At 56.9% G+C, this 16,973-nt stretch carries 15 protein-coding genes and 1 tRNA gene; 12 read left to right on the top strand and 4 right to left on the bottom strand.

Annotated features, from left to right (window positions below; genetic code table 11):
• The first annotated feature begins 92 nt into the window (after positions 1 to 92).
• Together CFT68_RS09105 and CFT68_RS09110 are read left to right on the top strand one after the other, a co-directional pair.
• Positions 93 to 635: a hypothetical protein gene (locus CFT68_RS09105; protein ID WP_088843108.1), complete on the top strand. Its 543-nt coding sequence runs from the start codon at positions 93 to 95 to the stop codon at positions 633 to 635.
• Positions 636 to 785: 150 nt separating this feature from the next.
• Positions 786 to 3,113: a GAF domain-containing protein gene (locus tag CFT68_RS09110; protein WP_088843111.1), complete on the top strand. Its 2,328-nt coding sequence runs from the start codon at positions 786 to 788 to the stop codon at positions 3,111 to 3,113.
• A 268-nt stretch (positions 3,114 to 3,381) separates the two neighbouring features.
• Here CFT68_RS09110 and CFT68_RS09115 read toward each other — a convergent pair whose 3' ends face one another.
• From CFT68_RS09115 to CFT68_RS09125, 3 genes are all read right to left on the bottom strand, one after another.
• Positions 3,382 to 4,053, bottom strand: a complete 672-nt coding sequence (locus CFT68_RS09115) for a phosphatase PAP2 family protein (RefSeq protein WP_088843113.1) — start codon at positions 4,051 to 4,053, stop codon at positions 3,382 to 3,384.
• 108 nt (positions 4,054 to 4,161) lie between these two features.
• A tRNA-Leu gene (locus CFT68_RS09120) sits at positions 4,162 to 4,243 on the bottom strand.
• Positions 4,244 to 4,376: 133 nt separating this feature from the next.
• Positions 4,377 to 5,093, bottom strand: coding sequence for a phosphatase PAP2 family protein (locus CFT68_RS09125; RefSeq protein ID WP_088843115.1), 717 nt, complete (start codon positions 5,091 to 5,093; stop codon positions 4,377 to 4,379).
• A gap of 140 nt (positions 5,094 to 5,233) precedes the next feature.
• On the opposite strand from CFT68_RS09125, the gene CFT68_RS09130 reads away from it, so the two are divergent.
• On the top strand, positions 5,234 to 5,872 hold the full coding sequence (locus CFT68_RS09130; protein ID WP_088843117.1) for a class I SAM-dependent methyltransferase: 639 nt from the start codon (positions 5,234 to 5,236) through the stop codon (positions 5,870 to 5,872).
• A 98-nt stretch (positions 5,873 to 5,970) separates the two neighbouring features.
• Positions 5,971 to 7,812, top strand: coding sequence for a M61 family metallopeptidase (locus CFT68_RS09135; RefSeq protein ID WP_245815321.1), 1,842 nt, complete (start codon positions 5,971 to 5,973; stop codon positions 7,810 to 7,812).
• A gap of 87 nt (positions 7,813 to 7,899) precedes the next feature.
• Here the strand turns inward: CFT68_RS09135 and CFT68_RS21790 are convergent, their stop codons facing one another.
• Entirely contained in the window at positions 7,900 to 8,193 is a 294-nt protein-coding gene (locus tag CFT68_RS21790; protein WP_170934742.1) for an energy transducer TonB, read from the bottom strand.
• Between the two features lie 365 nt (positions 8,194 to 8,558).
• Here CFT68_RS21790 and CFT68_RS09145 point away from each other — a divergent pair, with 365 nt between their 5' ends.
• The 8 genes from CFT68_RS09145 (at position 8,559) to CFT68_RS09180 (ending at position 16,800) form a co-directional block, all read left to right on the top strand.
• Positions 8,559 to 9,170, top strand: coding sequence for a hypothetical protein (locus CFT68_RS09145; protein WP_088843121.1), 612 nt, complete (start codon positions 8,559 to 8,561; stop codon positions 9,168 to 9,170).
• 71 nt (positions 9,171 to 9,241) lie between these two features.
• Positions 9,242 to 10,291 carry an MBL fold metallo-hydrolase gene (locus CFT68_RS09150; protein WP_245815322.1) on the top strand — a complete coding sequence of 350 codons (1,050 nt, stop codon included), beginning with the start codon at positions 9,242 to 9,244 and terminating at the stop codon, positions 10,289 to 10,291.
• A 179-nt stretch (positions 10,292 to 10,470) separates the two neighbouring features.
• Positions 10,471 to 11,952 carry a sodium:solute symporter gene (locus tag CFT68_RS09155; protein WP_088843126.1) on the top strand — a complete coding sequence of 494 codons (1,482 nt, stop codon included), beginning with the start codon at positions 10,471 to 10,473 and terminating at the stop codon, positions 11,950 to 11,952.
• Between the two features lie 130 nt (positions 11,953 to 12,082).
• Positions 12,083 to 12,568 carry an energy transducer TonB gene (locus CFT68_RS09160; protein ID WP_088843128.1) on the top strand — a complete coding sequence of 162 codons (486 nt, stop codon included), beginning with the start codon at positions 12,083 to 12,085 and terminating at the stop codon, positions 12,566 to 12,568.
• A 124-nt stretch (positions 12,569 to 12,692) separates the two neighbouring features.
• Positions 12,693 to 14,528, top strand: a complete 1,836-nt coding sequence (locus CFT68_RS09165) for an ABC transporter ATP-binding protein (protein WP_170934743.1) — start codon at positions 12,693 to 12,695, stop codon at positions 14,526 to 14,528.
• 120 nt (positions 14,529 to 14,648) lie between these two features.
• Positions 14,649 to 15,131 (top strand): ExbD/TolR family protein, encoded by a 483-nt coding sequence (locus CFT68_RS09170; protein WP_088843132.1) that lies wholly within the window; start codon positions 14,649 to 14,651, stop codon positions 15,129 to 15,131.
• Between the two features lie 92 nt (positions 15,132 to 15,223).
• Complete coding sequence (locus CFT68_RS09175; protein WP_088843134.1) at positions 15,224 to 15,724, top strand: hypothetical protein; 501 nt, start codon at positions 15,224 to 15,226, stop codon at positions 15,722 to 15,724.
• 170 nt (positions 15,725 to 15,894) lie between these two features.
• Entirely contained in the window at positions 15,895 to 16,800 is a 906-nt protein-coding gene (locus tag CFT68_RS09180; RefSeq protein ID WP_088843135.1) for a DUF2911 domain-containing protein, read from the top strand.
• Positions 16,801 to 16,973 lie beyond the last annotated feature (173 nt).

Genomic DNA, 16,973 nt, shown 5'->3' on the forward strand with positions numbered 1-16,973 from the left:
TCCGATTCGGGCTGGCCTTTTTCGTGGGGGTTGGTGGCCTTATGGTGGACTGCAGTGGTTCAACTACGCTACTAGCCCTATCTTTACACACTATGCTGCGCTCCTTCTTTACCTGGCTTTTACTCCTAACTTCTTCCGTACTTGTTGCGGCCTGCTGCGGCTCCGTGGCCTGCGACTGCAATGATGGCTACGCCGATGCCGTATCGTTTACGTTCGATATGACTTCGGCTTCAACTGGCAAGCCCTTCACGCTGGAGGAGCTGGATACTGTGTATCTGGTGCGGAGCTTTCTGCGCGACACTGCCAAAGTACCTACCCCCGATACGGTGTTTGTCGTGCGGGCCGATACGGCTCGTTTGCGGCCGATCATCCTCAACACCAATGCTCCCTTCACACTGGCCAACAACCGCAAAATAGATCAGTACAGATACAAGCTCTACCTCGGCAAACGGAAAAAGCCCACCTATACTTTACTACTGGACAGCATCGACCTAGCAGGCCGGTACCAGGCCGATGGCTGCTGCACCTGCTACCAGAGCACGCGCCGGATTATTTATCCCACGGGCCAATCTCCTTTTGATGTCACTGACGAGACCGGCCAAAATGAGCTGGTGCCGTTTATCCTGAAGCGCTGAGCAGCAGTTCTAGCCCAGGTGGCCTAGGCCAGTCCGGCAGCAGCGCTCTTCCGTTCAACGCCCTACGGTTGTGGTGCGTATAAGAATCATCTCTTTGCCGCGCGGCTTTCTGCCCGCGGGCTGTTTTCGGAGACCCTGCTTGTTGGCTATATGCTTAAAGATCCTGTTGCTCGCGTGGCCTCGGCCATTTTCCCTTTCCAGACTACTCTAAGTCTGGAGCCCCTTATTGCTTACTGGAAGAGTCGTGAGCAGGCTACCAATGTCGGCGTAGCGCAGCTGGCACGTTCCATTGGCGAGCAGGTAGCCCAGGAGCCCTGGTGCCGTGGCCCCATCACCGACCTCACGCAGCTGGAGTGCAACTGCGACCTGGTGGAAACGCTGATGCTGGCGGTATTCCCGCCTTCCTCATTCCTGACCGATATCAGTGGGGCCATTCCGCCCTTCCAGCGCTACAGCTTCTACCACACGGCCCGCTTTGCGGAGGTGCTGCTGAATGCTGGCCAAACCATTAAGCAGCCGCTTAATATTGATGCCACTACGCTGGAGGTGTACACCACCCGCATGGCCTACCAGCTGATTCTGGAAAAGGTATACGGCATCCATATTCCGATGCAGGGCGCCATCATTTTCACGGTGCCCGACTACAGCATAGGCCTATACCGGCATTATAGCGTCAATTTCAACTCTACTTTCCTGGATGTGTACATCCATGGCGAGAAACCGACGCTGACGCCCGAACAGCTGGAACTACTCACCCACAATCTGCACCGCGCCGACCTGTGGCAGGAGCTGCTGCCGCCCGAGCGGTTTGAGCTCTCGGGCTTTAATATTCTGCAGCTGGTAGACGTAACGGAGCAGGAAATTCTGTCGGAGCTGAAATACGACTTGCTGGAGCGTGATGTGCTGCAAGCCTCCGACCGCCTGGAGCAGATTCAGGAGAAGCTCCGCGTGTTGTTCGGCAGGCCGTTTCTGCAGCTCGGTATTGCGGCCTACGACGAGAAGAAAAAGGCCTTTGTGGACTTCGGCCGCAAAATCAACCACAGCTTCCTGACCAAGCAGCTCCACAACCAGGACGCCGACTCGGGCTTCCGGCAGATTTACAGCCGGCTCTGGCAAGACCGCCAGCCCCTGGTGCTTGAAGACGTGGAGAAGGCCGATATCCCCGAGGATTTGCGCGAGCAAATTCTGAGCCTGGGCATTCGGTCGGCCATTCTGGCCCTGTTGCCTTACGGCGACGATACCGTAGGCCTATTGGAGCTGGGCTCACCCAACGTGGGCGACCTCGACGAGTTCAGCCTGGAAAACGTGAATCAGTTTGTGCCGCTGTTTGCCGTGGCGGTAAAGCGCAACGCTGAGGAAATTCAGACGCGGGTGCAGGCCATCATCAAGGAGAAATTCACGGCTCTGCATCCTACTATGGAGTGGCGCTTCACGAACGCCGCCCAAAACCTGCTGCAAAAGATCGACGACGGCAACAAAAACGCCGAGATGGAAGACATCGTGTTCCATGAGGTGTATCCGCTGCACGGCTCTTCCGACGTGCGCGGCAGCAGCACGGCCCGCAACGAAGCCATTCAGGGCGACTTGATTGAGCACCTCACGCTGGCCAACCGGGTCCTCAAAAAAGCCTCTGAGTTTCAGCAACTGCCTATTCTGGATGAACTGAAGTTCTACGTCAGCAAGAACCTGCGGCGCCTGCGCCAGGGCATCCTGACCGGCGACGAGGTGAGCATTTTTGAGTCACTGAAGACCGAGGTAGAGCCGCTGTTCAACTACCTGGCGCAAAATGCGCCGGAACTACGGCCAGTAGTGGAGCAGTACTGGACCAATATTGACCCGGAGCTAGGTATCCTGTACAAGCGGCGCAAAGCGTTTGAGCAAAGCACCATGATGCTCAACGATGCCGTCAGCGATTTTCTGGATGAGGAAGAAGCCAAGGCGCAGCTCATGTATCCGCACTATTTCCAGCGCTTCAAGACCGATGGCGTGGAGCACAACATCTACGTGGGCGCCTCGCTGGTGGAGAACAAGCCGTTTGACCTGGTTTTCCTTAAAAACCTGCGCCTGTGGCAATTGCTGGTGATGGTGGAAATTACGCAGCGCACCGCTGCGCTTAAGGATAAACTGCCGCTGCCCCTGGAAACCACCCAGCTCATCCTGATTCATAGCCAACCCCTGAGCATCCGTTTCCGGCAAGATGAGCGCCAGTTCGACGTGGATGGTGCTTACAACATCCGCTACGAAATCATCAAGAAGCGGATTGATAAAGCCACAGTGCAAGGCACCGGCGAACGGCTAACCCAGCCCGGACATATTGCCCTGGTATATACCCAGCAGCGGGAAGCCGACGAGTATTTTGAATACATCGATTACCTCCAGGACCGTGGCCTACTGGAGCCCGAACTAGAGGAGTTGGAACTGGAAGAGTTGCAAGGGGTGAAAGGCTTATTGGCCCTGCGGGTTAAGGTGAAATTGTGAGTTTAACGTGCTGACTGGCCTAGCGGCTTGTAAAAGTGGCCTAGCAGTTGTCATTGCGAGGAGGCACGACGAAGCACCCGCAGGACAGCGCAGCTGATCTTTCCTTGTCGTTACACAAACAATTGACGCACAAAAAGCCCTTACCTCCACAGTGGAAGTAAGGGCTTTGAGTTTCTGTAGTATTCGGCGCGACTGGAAGGAAGGATTGCATCGTCCTTGTCCTCGCAATGACATGTTCTAGGCCAGTCAGCACGTCAAACCCACCATTTCACTGAATCACCTTTGCCTCCCGCCACCATAGGCGGAGCGCGGTGCGTAGCAGAATCAGCCATACCAGCGCTATGGCAAAGCCAGCCAGCACATCGGTGGCGTAATGCACGTGCAGGTACACCCGCGTCAGGCCGATGAGTACGGCCCACATGAGCAGTAAGGCGGCCCAGGCCGGATGGTGTTCGTGGCGCCACAATACCCACGCAATGCAGCCATATAGCGCCAACCCAATCATGGAGTGGCCGCTTGGGAAGCTGAGCCCGGACTGCGGAAACAAGGCTGTTTCGGGCCGCATGCGCTGGAAATGGGTTTTCATCAATTGGTTCAGGATAGAAGCACCCGCTACGGCCAGCAGGATTTCCAGCCCTTCGCGCCGATGGCCTTTCAGGCGCAGAACCAACGGAAGCCCCAGGCCTACTACCACCAGGAAAGGCAGGGAAGCGAAGAAGGTGATGCTTTCTACTACTGTGGTGAGCGAAGGCCAGGCGGCCCGCAGCACATCCATTTTTCCAAAAGCCCATTGATCGAAGGCCATGGAGTTCTCCACGAACACAATGCGCGTGAGGTAGAAAAACAGTAGCCCCGATACCATGAATACCCCGCTGACCACCAGTACTTCCAACGTCAGGAGGCTGAAAAGCGCAATAAGCCGGGCAGTGAAAGATTTCATAGGCCAGTAAAAAGGGCTGGAAGTTTCCAACGTAGCGCAAGGCCAGCGTGTTGGGCTTTGTGGCCTGAAAACAAAAAAGCCGGTTCATTTCTGAACCGGCTTTTTCTGTGCGCTCGGGGAGACTCGAACTCCCACACCTTGCGGAACTGCCGCCTGAAGACAGCGCGTCTACCAATTTCGCCACAAGCGCATTCCTTTCTCAACTGACAATTTCCCGTTCGGAGTGTCATTTGATGCTGCAAAGATAGCGGGCTTTTCCGACGTATGTCAAGCTCGACCCTGAAAAAACCGTAAAAAATATCGGCAAAAATTTCATTTCCGCGCTATGTAGGCTGTTTTTCAGCGGCTTGCAGCTCTTTACCGAAACGTCTTTTTGCCAGAATTTCCATTTTCTTCAGCAGCGGAATAGCCACCACCAACCAGATGGCGCCAGCCATGAAGCCCGCCAGCACATCGGTGGCGTAGTGTACGCGCAGGTATACCCGCGTCAGGCCGATAAGCACAATCAGGCTCAGTAGGCCAGTGGAAAGCCCCCAACGCCAGGCAGGAGGCCGCACGTGGGTCTGCACCAAATATATCAGTAGTCCATAGAAGGAAGCCGAAATCATGGCGTGCCCACTGGGAAAGCTCAGGCCGCTGGCCGACACCAGTGGCAGCAAGGGGCGCGGCCGGTTATAAAAATTCTTCAGCACCAGGTTCAGCGTGATACTACCCAGCGCCACAACCGGCACCAGCAACGAATACCAGCGGTGCCGACGGATGAAAAGAAACCAGCTGATTAGCAGGAGTCCTACCACGGTGATAAAGTTGCGGGAGGCCAGAAACGTGACGCCCTCCACCCACTCCTGGCGCCCGGCCCCAAAAAGATTGCGTGTCCAGCGGAAGGCGCCGGCATCAAACGTGGCAGCATCCTGGTCGAATACCTCGCGGCCTAGCGCCAGAAAGGCTACTACGCCAATAGTCCCCAACGTAAGGGCAAGTGCGAATTCTGTAACAAAAAGCGTGATCCCAGCCAGTAGCCGACGAAAATGGTTGGTCATAGGAAAGCCGAAGTAAACCCAGGCCTACAGCGCGGGTTGCCTGCTACCTTACGAATACTAGGCGAAGAAAGGTGAGCTTGCGTATTCTTGGGCCAGTGAGTGGCCTATGGCGCAACCTTCCCTAGGCCACCTTGCCCACTATGCCCCTCCCCGACTCTGGTTTCGATTATGTAGCCGCTTTCTATGACCCATTGTCGCGGGTGGTGTATGGAAGGGCACTGCAGCAGGCGCAGCAGGCTGCCTTAGAGGCTTTGCCGCTTGGTGCGCCCTCCCTACTTATTATAGGAGGCGGTACGGGCTGGGTGTTGGGTGAAGTACTACGGCTGCGCCCGGAGGCACGGGTTTTATACCTGGAGGCATCTCCGCAGATGCTACAGCGCAGCCAGGAGTTTGTGCGGCAGCACTGGCCTACGAAGCTAACGCAGGTAGAATTCCGGTTGGGCACGGAAGCTGCACTCCGCCCCAATGAGCAGTTTGATGCCCTGATAACTTTTTTCCTTCTCGATTTATTTGAGCCGATACGCCTGCGCCAACTCCTAGGCCACCTCTACGCCGCGCGTAGGCCAGGCGCGCCGTGGCTTGTGGCTGATTTCAGCGTGCCCCGCACCTGGTGGCAGCGCGGTTTGCTTACGGCTATGTATGCCTTCTTCGGCCTAACCACCGGCATTAGTGCCGGGCGCCGGCCACCCATTGAGGCCGAGCTTTCGCGGCTTGGTATGCGCCCTAGGCCAGTCGGGGCGTTTTTCGGGGGGATGGTGGAGGCAGTGGTGTGGGAGTAGAGCCACAGAGCGGAATTATTTCAGACTGCTTGCAGCCTCCAAACAGCTTCGGCTACCTTTAGCACTACTTATTCTCCTACTTCCTCCTCCCCTACTCTATGATGCGGAAAACCGCTGCTCTGCTTCTGCTAGGCCTCCCGCTGGCCTTTGGCCGTCCGGCTGCTGCTCAGGCGCCCATCCAATACGCCGTAGCCTTCCCCAACGCTGTGCACCACGAAGCCCGCGTGACGGTAACCTTCACGGAAGTGCCCACCGGGCCGCTGCAAGTGCGCATGGCCCGCTCCTCTCCTGGTCGCTACGCTCTGCACGAGTTTGCCAAGAACGTGTATGATGTGCAGGCCACGGACTCAAAAGGCAAGGTGCTTTCTGTGGTGAAGCCCGACCCATATGGCTGGGACGTGACCGGCCACGATGGCACCGTGCGCTTCACGTACACCCTGTTTGGCGACCGGACCGACGGCACGTATGCCGGTATCGACTCGCGCCACGCCCACCTGAACATGCCGGCCACCTTAGCCTTTGCCCGGGGCCTGGAGCAGCGGCCCGCGGAGGTGAAGTTTGATATGCCGGCCGGCTGGACTGTGGCTTCGCAGCTGCGGCCCGATGCGGCCAAAGGCACCTACTACGCGCCCAACATGCAGTACCTCATGGACTCACCGACTTCCTTGGGGCCGCAAAAAGTGCGCAGCTGGCAGGAAAAGGGCAAGACCATTGAGCTGCAAGTGCTGCACGATGGCACCGATGCCGAGCTGGACGCCTATGCCAATAACACCAAGAAAGTAGTGAAGGAAGCCGCCGCCATTTTCGGTGGCCTGCCCGACTACGACTTCGGCCGCTACACCTTCGTGGCCAACTACCTGCCCCAGACCAGCGGCGACGGCATGGAGCACCGCAACTCTACCAGCCTCACCAGCAACCGCCCGTTGCGCGGCCCTGGAGCCATCGATAACCTGGGCACGGTGTCGCACGAGTTTTTCCATAGCTGGAACGTGGAGCGCATTCGGCCCAAAGACCTGGAGCCGTTCAACTTTGAGCAGGCCAACATGAGCAGTGGCCTATGGTTCGCGGAAGGCTTCACGCAATACTACGGCGAGCTGCTACTGCGTCGCGCCGGCGTGTACTCCGACGATGAGTATTGCCAGGAAGCCCTGAGTGGCCTAGTGGGCGCTATGCTGACCTCGCCTGGTGCCAAGCGCTACTCTCCGGTGTACATGAGCCAGCAGGCCCCGTTTGTGGATGCTGCCGCGGCCATCGACCCCAACAACCGCTCAAATACCTACCTGAGCTACTACTACATTGGGGGTGCCAATGCGCTGGCGCTGGATCTGGAGCTGCGACAGCGCTTCAAAACCGACCTCGATACGTACATGCGCACCCTCTGGAAACAGCACGGCGAGCCGCAGCGCAACTACGCGCCCGCAAACCCCTACACGCTGGCCGACTTGCAGCGTGTGCTAGGCCAGGTAACCAAGGATACAGCCTTTGCCGGGCAGTTTTTCCGCCAGCACATCTTCGGGCATGAGCTGCCCAACTACGAGGCGCTCCTGGCTCCGGCGGGCATGCTGGTGCGCCCCGCCAAAGCGGGCCAGGCCAGCCTGGCCGCCCGTCTCCAGTTCAATCCTGACAGCACCGCTACACTGGGTGGCACGCTGATGGGCAGCCCGCTTTACGCGGCAGGCCTAGATCGGGAGGATGTGGTACTGAAGCTCGACGGCAAAAAGCCCATCAATGCGAAAGAGCTGCAGACCCGCCTGGCCGCCCACAAACCCGGCGACGTGGTGCAAGTGGAGGTAAAAGCCCGCGACGGAGTGCGCACGGTGCCCGTGACCCTCATGGAAGATCCCACGCTGGAAGTAGTGACCTACGAGCAAGCCGGGAAGCCTGTGAGCAAAGCTCAGAAGAAGTTTCGGGCCGCTTGGCTGAGCAGCAAGGCCAAGTAACCACCCGACATAAGTCACATCATTCCCAAATGGGGCCACAGTATGCTGTGGCCCCATTTGTATTTAAGAATAAGCAAGACAGCATTTTTAATACACTCCACGAAACACAATGGGCAAAGTGTACATCACGGGCACAGGTTGTCCGGCGTTCTTGCCAGGATTCCACCAGGGCATGATGCGCACTAGCCGGAGAGCTTCCTGGTCGAGGCCCGCGCCGATACCCTTCACAATGGCAGCATCTCGAATATGTCCTTCCTCCGTTATTAGGAAGCTCACATATACTTTGCCGGCTATACGCCGGTGCAAGGCCTCCTGTGGATATTGTAGTTTGGCGCGTATGAATGCCCGCAGGGCTTCCTCACCGCCTGGAAATGAAGGCATTACTTCTGCGGTATAAAATACGGTAGGCGATGCAGAAACTGCTACCGCCGCACCCGTTGCGCCTGCATCGGTAATTGCAGAAGTGTGTACTGACTGTGCCCATGAAGAAGGTGAGGCAATCAGCAGAAATGTAAGAGAACTCCACTGTAACTGTTTGAGCATAAAACGTGCATATAAGTTGAATACATGGGCAAAACTAGTTTTCAACTGTCCCCTGCCAGTGATGCTTCGGTTACCATTGCATTGCCAATTTGTGTTGTAGCTAAAGCGCTTGCTCCCTTGGTTTTTTCAGTGAGGGCACGCAGCCTCCTGCTCAGATGTTGTGTATCTTGTCAGAGGATTACTCGCTTTTCCGGCTTCTATTTATGATTCGTATTTCCCTCATATTCCTTGGCCTGCTTGCAGCGGCAGGTGGCGCATCGGCGCAAACTACGCAGTATGTGGCCCTGGGCACGCCTGCACTAGGCCTAGGCCAGTTAAGTCAGCGCACCTCGTTCAGCCTAAACGCAGGCGCTATGTTTGCCGGGCGCTACGGTTCGGCCAGCTACATCAGCCCTACTATGGCCTACCAGGTCACGAAGCGCTTTTCGGTGTTTGGCGGCGCTACCTTCCTGCGCACTACGCCCGGACTGGCCTACGGCAGCTATGCGTATCCGGGCACTGAGGTGGCCTACGCGGGCTCCCGTGCCGGCTATTCGGGCCTGAACCGCATGCTGATACAGGGTGGCGGGCAATACGCCGTTTCACCCCGCCTTATCCTCACGGGCTCGGCCTGGAAAGACCTCACCCCCAATCAGTTCTCTGTGAATCCTTACGCGGGCTTCGGCGGCAACTTGGGCTCGGGCGTAAACCTGCGGGCCGATTATCACATCACCGAGAATTTTTCGGTGTCGGGTGGCCTACGGATGAGTAACGGCGCTTCGGCCTACCCCGGTAACTCGCCGCTGTATTCGCCGGGCATGCCGTTTGGCTACTAACCTCGGCTGCTTCTAGCAAAAGCCACCCGTTGTCCTGGCTATTTCAGGCGGACGGGTGGTTTGTTGTTTCTTTGAACATCCTGTTTCTCACTAGTTCTTTCCGCATGGCCGCGTCTGCCCGCTACGTTCGCAACCCCCAACTTACTACCATCAAGCCCAACTACCCCGGCAATAAGATGATAGGGCGGCAATACTGCAATGGCGAAGCACTATACGAGCCCAAGCTGAGCACCGTAATCCGGTGGCAGCTAAGTGAAAACAAGCAGAAAGAAGAAAAGAAAGCCGATACTTGGGCGCCCGAGGTGATAGACTGCACAGCCTTTCTCAAGAGCCAGGAAGATGGGTTGGTGTGGCTAGGCCATGCCTCCTTCCTGCTGCGCGTGAGCGGCAAAACCATCCTCACCGATCCGGTTTTGTTTTCCTCGATAGGCCTACGCCGGCGCCACGCCCTCCCCTGCCGCCCCGAAGACCTGCTGAATATCGACTACCTGCTGCTCAGCCACGGCCACCGCGACCATCTCGATGAGCAGTCTGTAAAATTGGTGGCCAGCCAGAACCCCCACTTGCAAGCGTTTGGCCCGCTAGGTCTTCCGAAGCTCGTGCAGGGCATGGCGCGCAAGCTGCCGGTGCAGGAAGCCGGCTGGTGGCAGCAGTTTGAGTTGAGCCCCGATGCGCCGTTTGAGCTCTTTTATCTACCGGCTTCTCACTGGCACCGCCGGGGCCTCTTCGACCTGAACACGGTGCTGTGGGGTAGCTTCCTACTGCGCCTGCCCGATGGCCGCACCATCTACTTTGCCGGCGACACCTCCGCCGCCGACCACTTCGAGCAGATTGAAAAGCTGTTTGGCCCGCTTGATGTTGCCCTGATGCCGATTGGGGCCTACAAACCGGGCTACATGATGAACCTCAGCCACGTAAATCCGCACGAAGCGGCTAAAGCCGTGAATCAGCTCCGGGCCGGCCATGTGGTGCCCATGCACTACGGCACCTTCGACCTCAGCGACGAGCCCGCCTCGGAGCCGTTGCGCGAGCTACAGCACGTGGCCCACGGCGGCATGTTGCGCGGCGAGCTGCACGCGCCCGCGGTGGGCGAGGTATTGCGCTGGCAGGAGTGGGAGTGAGTTGCTGGTGGCCGGTTGTCAGTTCAAACTGCCGGCTATTGGCTAAGGGTTTCTACTAGTTAGGTATCGGTTGTTGACGGCTAGTTGGTAGCTTTGGTGTTTTATTTTCCTGACTGCCGCCCGGCTTGCCGGCTCTCATCCAACTGGCAAACGACAACTCATAATAGGCAACTGCTTACATGTCTCCAACTCTTATTCTCAGCCTGATTGCGGGCTATTTCGTGGTGCTGGTCATCATTTCGCTGCTAACTTCGCGCAAGGCTACCAGCGAATCGTTCTTCATTGCGAACCGCAATGCCCCGTGGTACATGGTAGCCTTTGCCATGATTGGCACGTCGCTTTCCGGGGTCACGTTCATTTCTATTCCGGGCATGGTGGCTACGCAGTCGTGGAGCTACATGGCGGTGGTGCTGGGCTATATTGTGGGCTATCTGGTGATTGGCACCGTGCTCATGCCGATGTACTACCGGTTGCGGCTGGTATCTATTTACACCTATCTGGAGCAGCGCTTCGGGTTCTGGAGCTACAAAACCGGCGCGTTCTTTTTCCTGATTTCCCGGGCAGTGGGCGCCGCTTTCCGGCTGTTTCTGGTGGCGGGTGTGCTGCAGTTGGCCGTTTTCGATGGCCTGGGCGTGCCGTTTGCTGTCACCGTCAGCATCAGCATTCTGCTGATTTACCTCTACACCTTCCGGGGCGGCCTCAAAACCATCCTCTGGACCGATACTTTCCAGACCATGGCCATGCTGGTGTGCGTAGCCGTGAGCATCTACCTGATGGCCGATGAGCTGAACCTGGGCTTTGCCGGGCTAGTGAAAACGGTGAAGGAAAGCGCCATGTCGCAGATCTACTTCTCTGACCCCAAGGACGATAAGTTCTTCTGGAAGCAGTTTGCCTCGGGCGCCTTCATTACCATCGTGATGACTGGCCTAGACCAGGACCTGATGCAGAAAAACCTGAGCTGCCGCAATCTGCAGGACGCCCAGAAAAACATGTTCTGGTTTACCATTGCCATTGTAATTGTGAACGTGTTTTTCCTGTCGCTCGGCGTGCTGCTCTACCAGTTTGCGGCTGCTAAAGGCATTGCGCTGCCCATCAACGCCACTACGGGCAAAGTCATCGGCGACAATGTGTTTCCGCTTCTGGCCACCAACCACTTCTCCCTGTTCGCGGGCATCGTATTTATCCTAGGCATCATTGCCGTTACCTACGCCTCCGCCGACTCGGCCCTGACGGCGCTTACCACCTCCTTTTGCGTGGATATGCTGGATATCAAGCAGTATGAGGAGAAGAAACAAACCCGCATGCGCCAGCTCACGCACTTCGGTTTCTCGCTGTTGCTCATCGTCATCATCCTGATCTTCCGGGCTATTAATGACCAAAGCGTGATTACGGCCGTGTTTAAGGCGGCGGGCTACACCTACGGGCCGCTGCTAGGCCTGTATTCGTTCGGGCTGTTCACCAGCCGCGGCCTCCACGACCGCCTGGTGCCCTACGTGTGCGTGGCGGCCCCGCTGGTAACATGGTTTATCAATGCCAACTCCAAAGCCTGGTGGGGCTATGAGTTTGGTTTTGAGATTCTGATTCTGAACGGTTTGCTCACGTTTGTAGGCCTGTTAGCCATTTCGCGCGCACGAGTGCTGGAATTGAACCCAGTGGCCTAAGGGTTGTTTAGGGAGACGTACCTTTGTGCAGTAGGAAGCACAACCAGCACTACCCGTTAGGTGTAGGCCAGCTCCTCGCCCAAGTGGTAAGTGCTGTATTTTGTCACGGTTCTTCAACCCACTACGCTCTATGAAACATCTGTTCTTCATCTTGCTGCTCGTAGCTTCGGGCGCCGCCGCACAAGCTCAGCAGCCTACTGCTGCCCCAGCCACTAAGCAGCCGATTGAATTGAAAGCAGGCCGGATGCAGGCCCAGGCCAAACCGGCGGCCAACCGCCCCGATGTACCTCCGCAATTTCCGGGCGGTGCGCAGGGGCTGAACACGTTTTTTCAGCAGAATTTAAAGTATCCGGAGGCTGCCAGCGTCAAGCAGGTTAGTGGTAATGTGGTCATGACGTTCACGGTAGAAGCCGACGGCCACCTGACCAACCCCACCGTGCTGCAGCCGCTCTCCCCGGAGTGCGACACTGAAGCGCTGCGGGTGCTAGGCCAGATGCCCACCTGGAAACCCGCTACTCGCAAAGGTCAGCCCATTGCTACACAAGTTCGTTTGCCCATTCCGTTCGGGAATTCCGAGAACCTGAAGGTGGAACAAGGCAAACCCAAATACGAATAATAAAGAAGCTAGCAGCCAGAAAATAGAAGGAAAAGTTGGGAAGGAAGAAAGTCTAATGCCTCCCTGCTCTTATTGACTTCCTACTCCTAGCTCCTGACTCCTAGCTTCTAACTCCTCCTATAGAATGGCCCGAAGTGGAATGAATACCAGTGGTACAACCCTTGATCCGGATGTACCCAAGAAGAAATTAACCAAAGAAAGCTTCCGGCAGGGGCTGCGGATCTTCCGCTTCACGCTGCCCTACCGCACCAAGTTCATCCTCGGCACGATACTCCTGACGCTGTCGAGCGCCAGCACCATGGCTTTCCCCTGGCTGATTGGTAAGCTGGCTGATACCGCCAGCGGCCACCCCGTGGTATTGCCCAACGGCATGGCCGTCACCATCAACCAGATTGCGCTGGGCTTTGCGTTACTTATTCTGCTGCAGGGGCTCTTTTCCTTTGGGCGCATCTGGCTGTTCACGCAGGTAAGCGAGTTTACGGTGCGCGACATCCGGCAGGCTTTGTACCAGCAGTTTGTGTCGTTGCCCATCCCCTACTTCGAGAAAAACCGTGTGGGCGCCATCACCTCGCGCATCACTTCCGATGTAGGCATCATTCAGGATTCCTTTTCCCTGACCCTGGCCGAGCTATTTCGGCAGGTGATGACGCTGGTGGCGGGCATCGTGTTCATCATGGTGGTATCGGTGAAGCTCTCGATGTTTATGCTGCTCACCTTCCCGCCCATCGTGGTGCTGGCCATGGTATTCGGCAAGAAGATTCGGGTGCTGGCCAAAACCACGCAGGACGAGCTGGCCAAAACCAACGTCATCGTGGAAGAAACCTTGCAGGGCATCAACACCGTGAAGGCGTTTACCAACGAGCAGTTTGAAACCGCGCGCTATACCGCCTCGCTCACCAAAACCGTGCGGGCCGCCCTGAAAAGCAACCTCTACCGCGGCGGCTTTGTGTCGTTTGTTATCATTGGCTTGTTTGGAGGCATTGTGCTGGTGCTGTGGCGAGCCGCCACGCTGGTGCAGGCCGGCCAGATGACTATCGGCGACCTGACGCAGTTTGCTCTCTACACCATGTTCATCGGGGCCTCGGTGGCAGGCCTAGGCGAGCTGTACGGCAAAGTGCAAAGCACACTGGGCGCCTCTGAGCGCATCCTGGAAATTCTTGACGAGCCCACCGAGCCCACGCACCAGCTGCGTGCTACTGGCCTGGCGCCGTTGCAAGTCCGCGGCGATATCGACTACCGCCATGTGGCCTTCCGCTACCCCACTCGCCCCGATCTGGCGGTTCTCAAAGACATCAGCTTCGATATTCAGGCCGGCGAAAAGATTGCGCTGGTGGGCCCATCGGGTGCGGGCAAAAGCACCATTGTGCAGCTCCTGATGCAGTTCTATGAGCTGAGCAGCGGCCAGATTCTGGTAGATGGCCGCGAAATCGGGCAATACGACCTGACGGAGCTGCGCCGCCACATCGGCATTGTGCCCCAGGAAACCATCCTGTTTGGGGGTACTATCCGCGAGAACATTGCCTATGGCAAAGTCGGCTCTTCGGATGAGGAAATCATCCAGGCGGCGCGTAAGGCCAATGCTTGGCAGTTCATCAGCTCCTTCCCCGAAGGCCTCGATACGCTGGTGGGTGAGCGGGGCGTGAAGCTCTCCGGGGGGCAGCGCCAGCGCGTGGCCATTGCCCGCGCCATCCTGAAAAACCCCGCCATCCTCATCCTCGACGAAGCTACGTCTTCCCTCGACTCGGAGAGTGAGAAACTGGTACAGGGCGCCATGGATGAACTCATGCAGGACCGCACCAGCATCATCATTGCTCACCGCCTCAGCACCATCCGCAAAGTCGATAAAATATTGGTTATCGACGGGGGCCGCATTGTAGAGCAAGGCTCCCACGACGAGCTGGCCCACAACGACAACGGCATTTACTCCAAGCTGCTTAAACTGCAGTTCGAGCTGAGCTAGATCACGGATTCAGGCGGATTTTTCGAATTACACGTATTTCTGGATGAAGGGCGAAGCAATGTGCTTCGCCCTTTTTCGTATCTAGTACTTCGCTTTACTTCCCAAGAATTTGCTACGGCTATGTCTGTGCTTTCTTATTCCCGCCGCCACTGCCTCAAGGATGTTTACGGACTGCCCGCAGTGGCAGGTGTTGCCTTGGTTTTGAGCTTGGTCCTGATGTCGGTAGGTAGGCTTCGCTCGCCGGCTGATTTACCAAGTATACAATTGCCCGTAGGCCACTCCGATACCGTTTGTCGCCTGTGGGAAGTCCCGGTTGTGCAGGTCACGCTGGATGACAGCCAGCGGTTTTACCTGCAAACGCATGACTCACTGTTGAATGCCCAACTTGTTCCGCACGCTGCGCCGCTCACAACAGCCTCACAAGTAGCCCAGAAGTTGCGTGATATGACTCAGCTAAGTCATCAGTTTTACCACAAACCAACGGCCGTTTGGCTGCGCGCCGATCAGCGTATTTCCTCCAGAGAAATTATGGCGGTGTTTTATCAGCTACGGCAGCAAGGTATTAGCAGGGTATTTCTGGTAATGGAAACGGAGCGGACTTAACCTTGAGACATTCTAAGCCTCTTGCCTAAGCCCGTTCCCGCCGAATAAGCGACCTTGCGGCCATGGAGCCTGCTTTTTTCTCTCAAGTAACCATGACGGCCGACGAATACGTGGCTGTGAATTTCCGGTTGTGGCGCCGGCAGCCTGCTACGCGCCGCAACCACTGGATTCTGCTGGTGGCACTGCTGTGCCTGGCGTTCAGCCTGTTGGTTAACCTGCGCCAAGCCAACTGGCAGATTACTTCCTGGTCGACGCCTGCTTTTCTGGCGGTAGGCCTATTGTACGCGCTGCTGCGGCCGTGGCTGGTGCGGCGCATGCTCCGGCAGGGCTACGCCAAAAACACCGTGTTGCAAGAGCCCGTCGATTATACACTTTCTGCCGACGAAATACGCGGCCGGAGTGGCCTAGGCCAGTTTTCGGGAAAGTGGACCGATATTCGCCGGGCCGTGCTGGTGCAGCCTGATTGGCTGCTGCTCTACCCCAACGAGGCCGCCTGCTACTACTTAGATCTGCGGAAGCTGCAAGCCCCAACGCTGCCCAGCCATCTGGAGGAACTACTGGCCGCGCACCAGATCAAGGTTCGGCGGGTGTGAGTGCCGGAAAGTTCTACATCAGCCTTCCAGGCTTTCATGCTTTTCGCCAATTTCATTAGCAAACAGTACGCGGCCAAGCAGGTGAAATAGAAAGCTAAATCCGCTTCCTACGGGAGTTTTTCCTAGTTTTACCCGCACAACCCCATTCTCCTTTTTTTAGTCTCCTTTCTATGATCACCACGACTCTCCTGAAGACCTCGCGTGTGCTTGGTTCTACGCTGCTGGTAGGTGGCCTACTGCTTTCCGGCGCTGCGCAAGCCCAGATTGCTACGCCCGCCGCCAGCCCCAAAAGCACCGTGCAGCAGCGCGTAGGCCTCACCGACATTACCATCACGTACTCGCGGCCCGGCGTGAAAGGCCGCCCGATTTTCGGCGACTCCACCACCAAGGCTATTACGCCTTTCGGACAGCGCTGGCGCACGGGTGCCAACTCTACTACCAGCATCAAGTTCTCGGACGACGTGACGGTGGAAGGCAAGAAGGTACCCGCCGGCGAGTATGGCCTCTACACCATTCCGGGCAAAACCTCGTGGGTAGTAGTCCTGAACAAAAGCCTCAAGCAGGGCGCTGATGTAAAAGGCTTCAAGGATGCCGACGACGTGGCCCGCTTCACGGTAAAGCCCTACGCGCTGGCCAACAAAGTAGAAACCTTCACCATGGAGTTTTCTGACCTCACCCCCGCTACCGCCAACGTGGAAATGCTGTGGGATAAGACCGGCGCCAAGTTTAAGGTAACCACGGACGTTGACACCAAAGTAATGGCCCAGATCGACGAGAAAGTTGTGAAAAACGCCAGTGCTTCGGCAAACGACATGGCCGCCGCCGCCGTGTATTACTACGACAACAACAAAGACCTGAAGCAGGCCCTGACCTGGATTCAGAAGGCCAACGAAAAGGACGCCAAGTTCTGGAACGTGCATACGGAGGCTAAAATCCGCATGAAAATGAAGGATTACAAAGGCACCGTTGCCGCAGCCGAGCAGTCGAAGAAACTGGCTGCCGAAGCCAAAAACACCGACTACGTAAAGATGAACGAGGGCCTGATTGCCGACGCAAAAAAGGCCGGCAAACTCTAAACCGACTGGCCTAGGCCGCTTGCCTAAAGCCCGTCACTGCCTCTCGCACGTCATCGTGAGCAACGCGAAGGATATTCTTACACCGGAACGACTGGCCTAGCGCCTCGTGCTGAAGTGGTAAGATCCTTCGTAAGCTCAGGATGACGTGCTTTTTTGTGAGATAACAGGCTGGT

The sequence above is a fragment of the Hymenobacter gelipurpurascens genome (genome assembly GCF_900187375.1).
GTDB lineage: Bacteria > Bacteroidota > Bacteroidia > Cytophagales > Hymenobacteraceae > Hymenobacter > Hymenobacter gelipurpurascens.

Bases quoted from the DNA above. Each gene is read 5' to 3' on its own strand.
- CFT68_RS09125 (WP_088843115.1), bottom strand. From the start codon at position 5,093: ATGACCAACCATTTTCGTCGGCTACTGGCTGGGATCACGCTTTTTGTT.
- CFT68_RS09145 (WP_088843121.1), top strand. From the start codon at position 8,559: ATGATTCGTATTTCCCTCATATTCCTTGGCCTGCTTGCAGCGGCAGGT.
- CFT68_RS09165 (WP_170934743.1), top strand. From the start codon at position 12,693: ATGGCCCGAAGTGGAATGAATACCAGTGGTACAACCCTTGATCCGGAT.
- CFT68_RS09175 (WP_088843134.1), top strand. From the start codon at position 15,224: ATGACGGCCGACGAATACGTGGCTGTGAATTTCCGGTTGTGGCGCCGG.
- CFT68_RS09110 (WP_088843111.1), top strand. From the start codon at position 786: ATGCTTAAAGATCCTGTTGCTCGCGTGGCCTCGGCCATTTTCCCTTTC.
- CFT68_RS09180 (WP_088843135.1), top strand. From the start codon at position 15,895: ATGATCACCACGACTCTCCTGAAGACCTCGCGTGTGCTTGGTTCTACG.
- CFT68_RS09160 (WP_088843128.1), top strand. From the start codon at position 12,083: ATGAAACATCTGTTCTTCATCTTGCTGCTCGTAGCTTCGGGCGCCGCC.
- CFT68_RS09170 (WP_088843132.1), top strand. From the start codon at position 14,649: ATGTCTGTGCTTTCTTATTCCCGCCGCCACTGCCTCAAGGATGTTTAC.
- CFT68_RS09130 (WP_088843117.1), top strand. From the start codon at position 5,234: ATGCCCCTCCCCGACTCTGGTTTCGATTATGTAGCCGCTTTCTATGAC.
- CFT68_RS09155 (WP_088843126.1), top strand. From the start codon at position 10,471: ATGTCTCCAACTCTTATTCTCAGCCTGATTGCGGGCTATTTCGTGGTG.
- CFT68_RS09135 (WP_245815321.1), top strand. From the start codon at position 5,971: ATGATGCGGAAAACCGCTGCTCTGCTTCTGCTAGGCCTCCCGCTGGCC.
- CFT68_RS09105 (WP_088843108.1), top strand. From the start codon at position 93: ATGCTGCGCTCCTTCTTTACCTGGCTTTTACTCCTAACTTCTTCCGTA.
- CFT68_RS09115 (WP_088843113.1), bottom strand. From the start codon at position 4,053: ATGAAATCTTTCACTGCCCGGCTTATTGCGCTTTTCAGCCTCCTGACG.
- CFT68_RS21790 (WP_170934742.1), bottom strand. From the start codon at position 8,193: ATGCCTTCATTTCCAGGCGGTGAGGAAGCCCTGCGGGCATTCATACGC.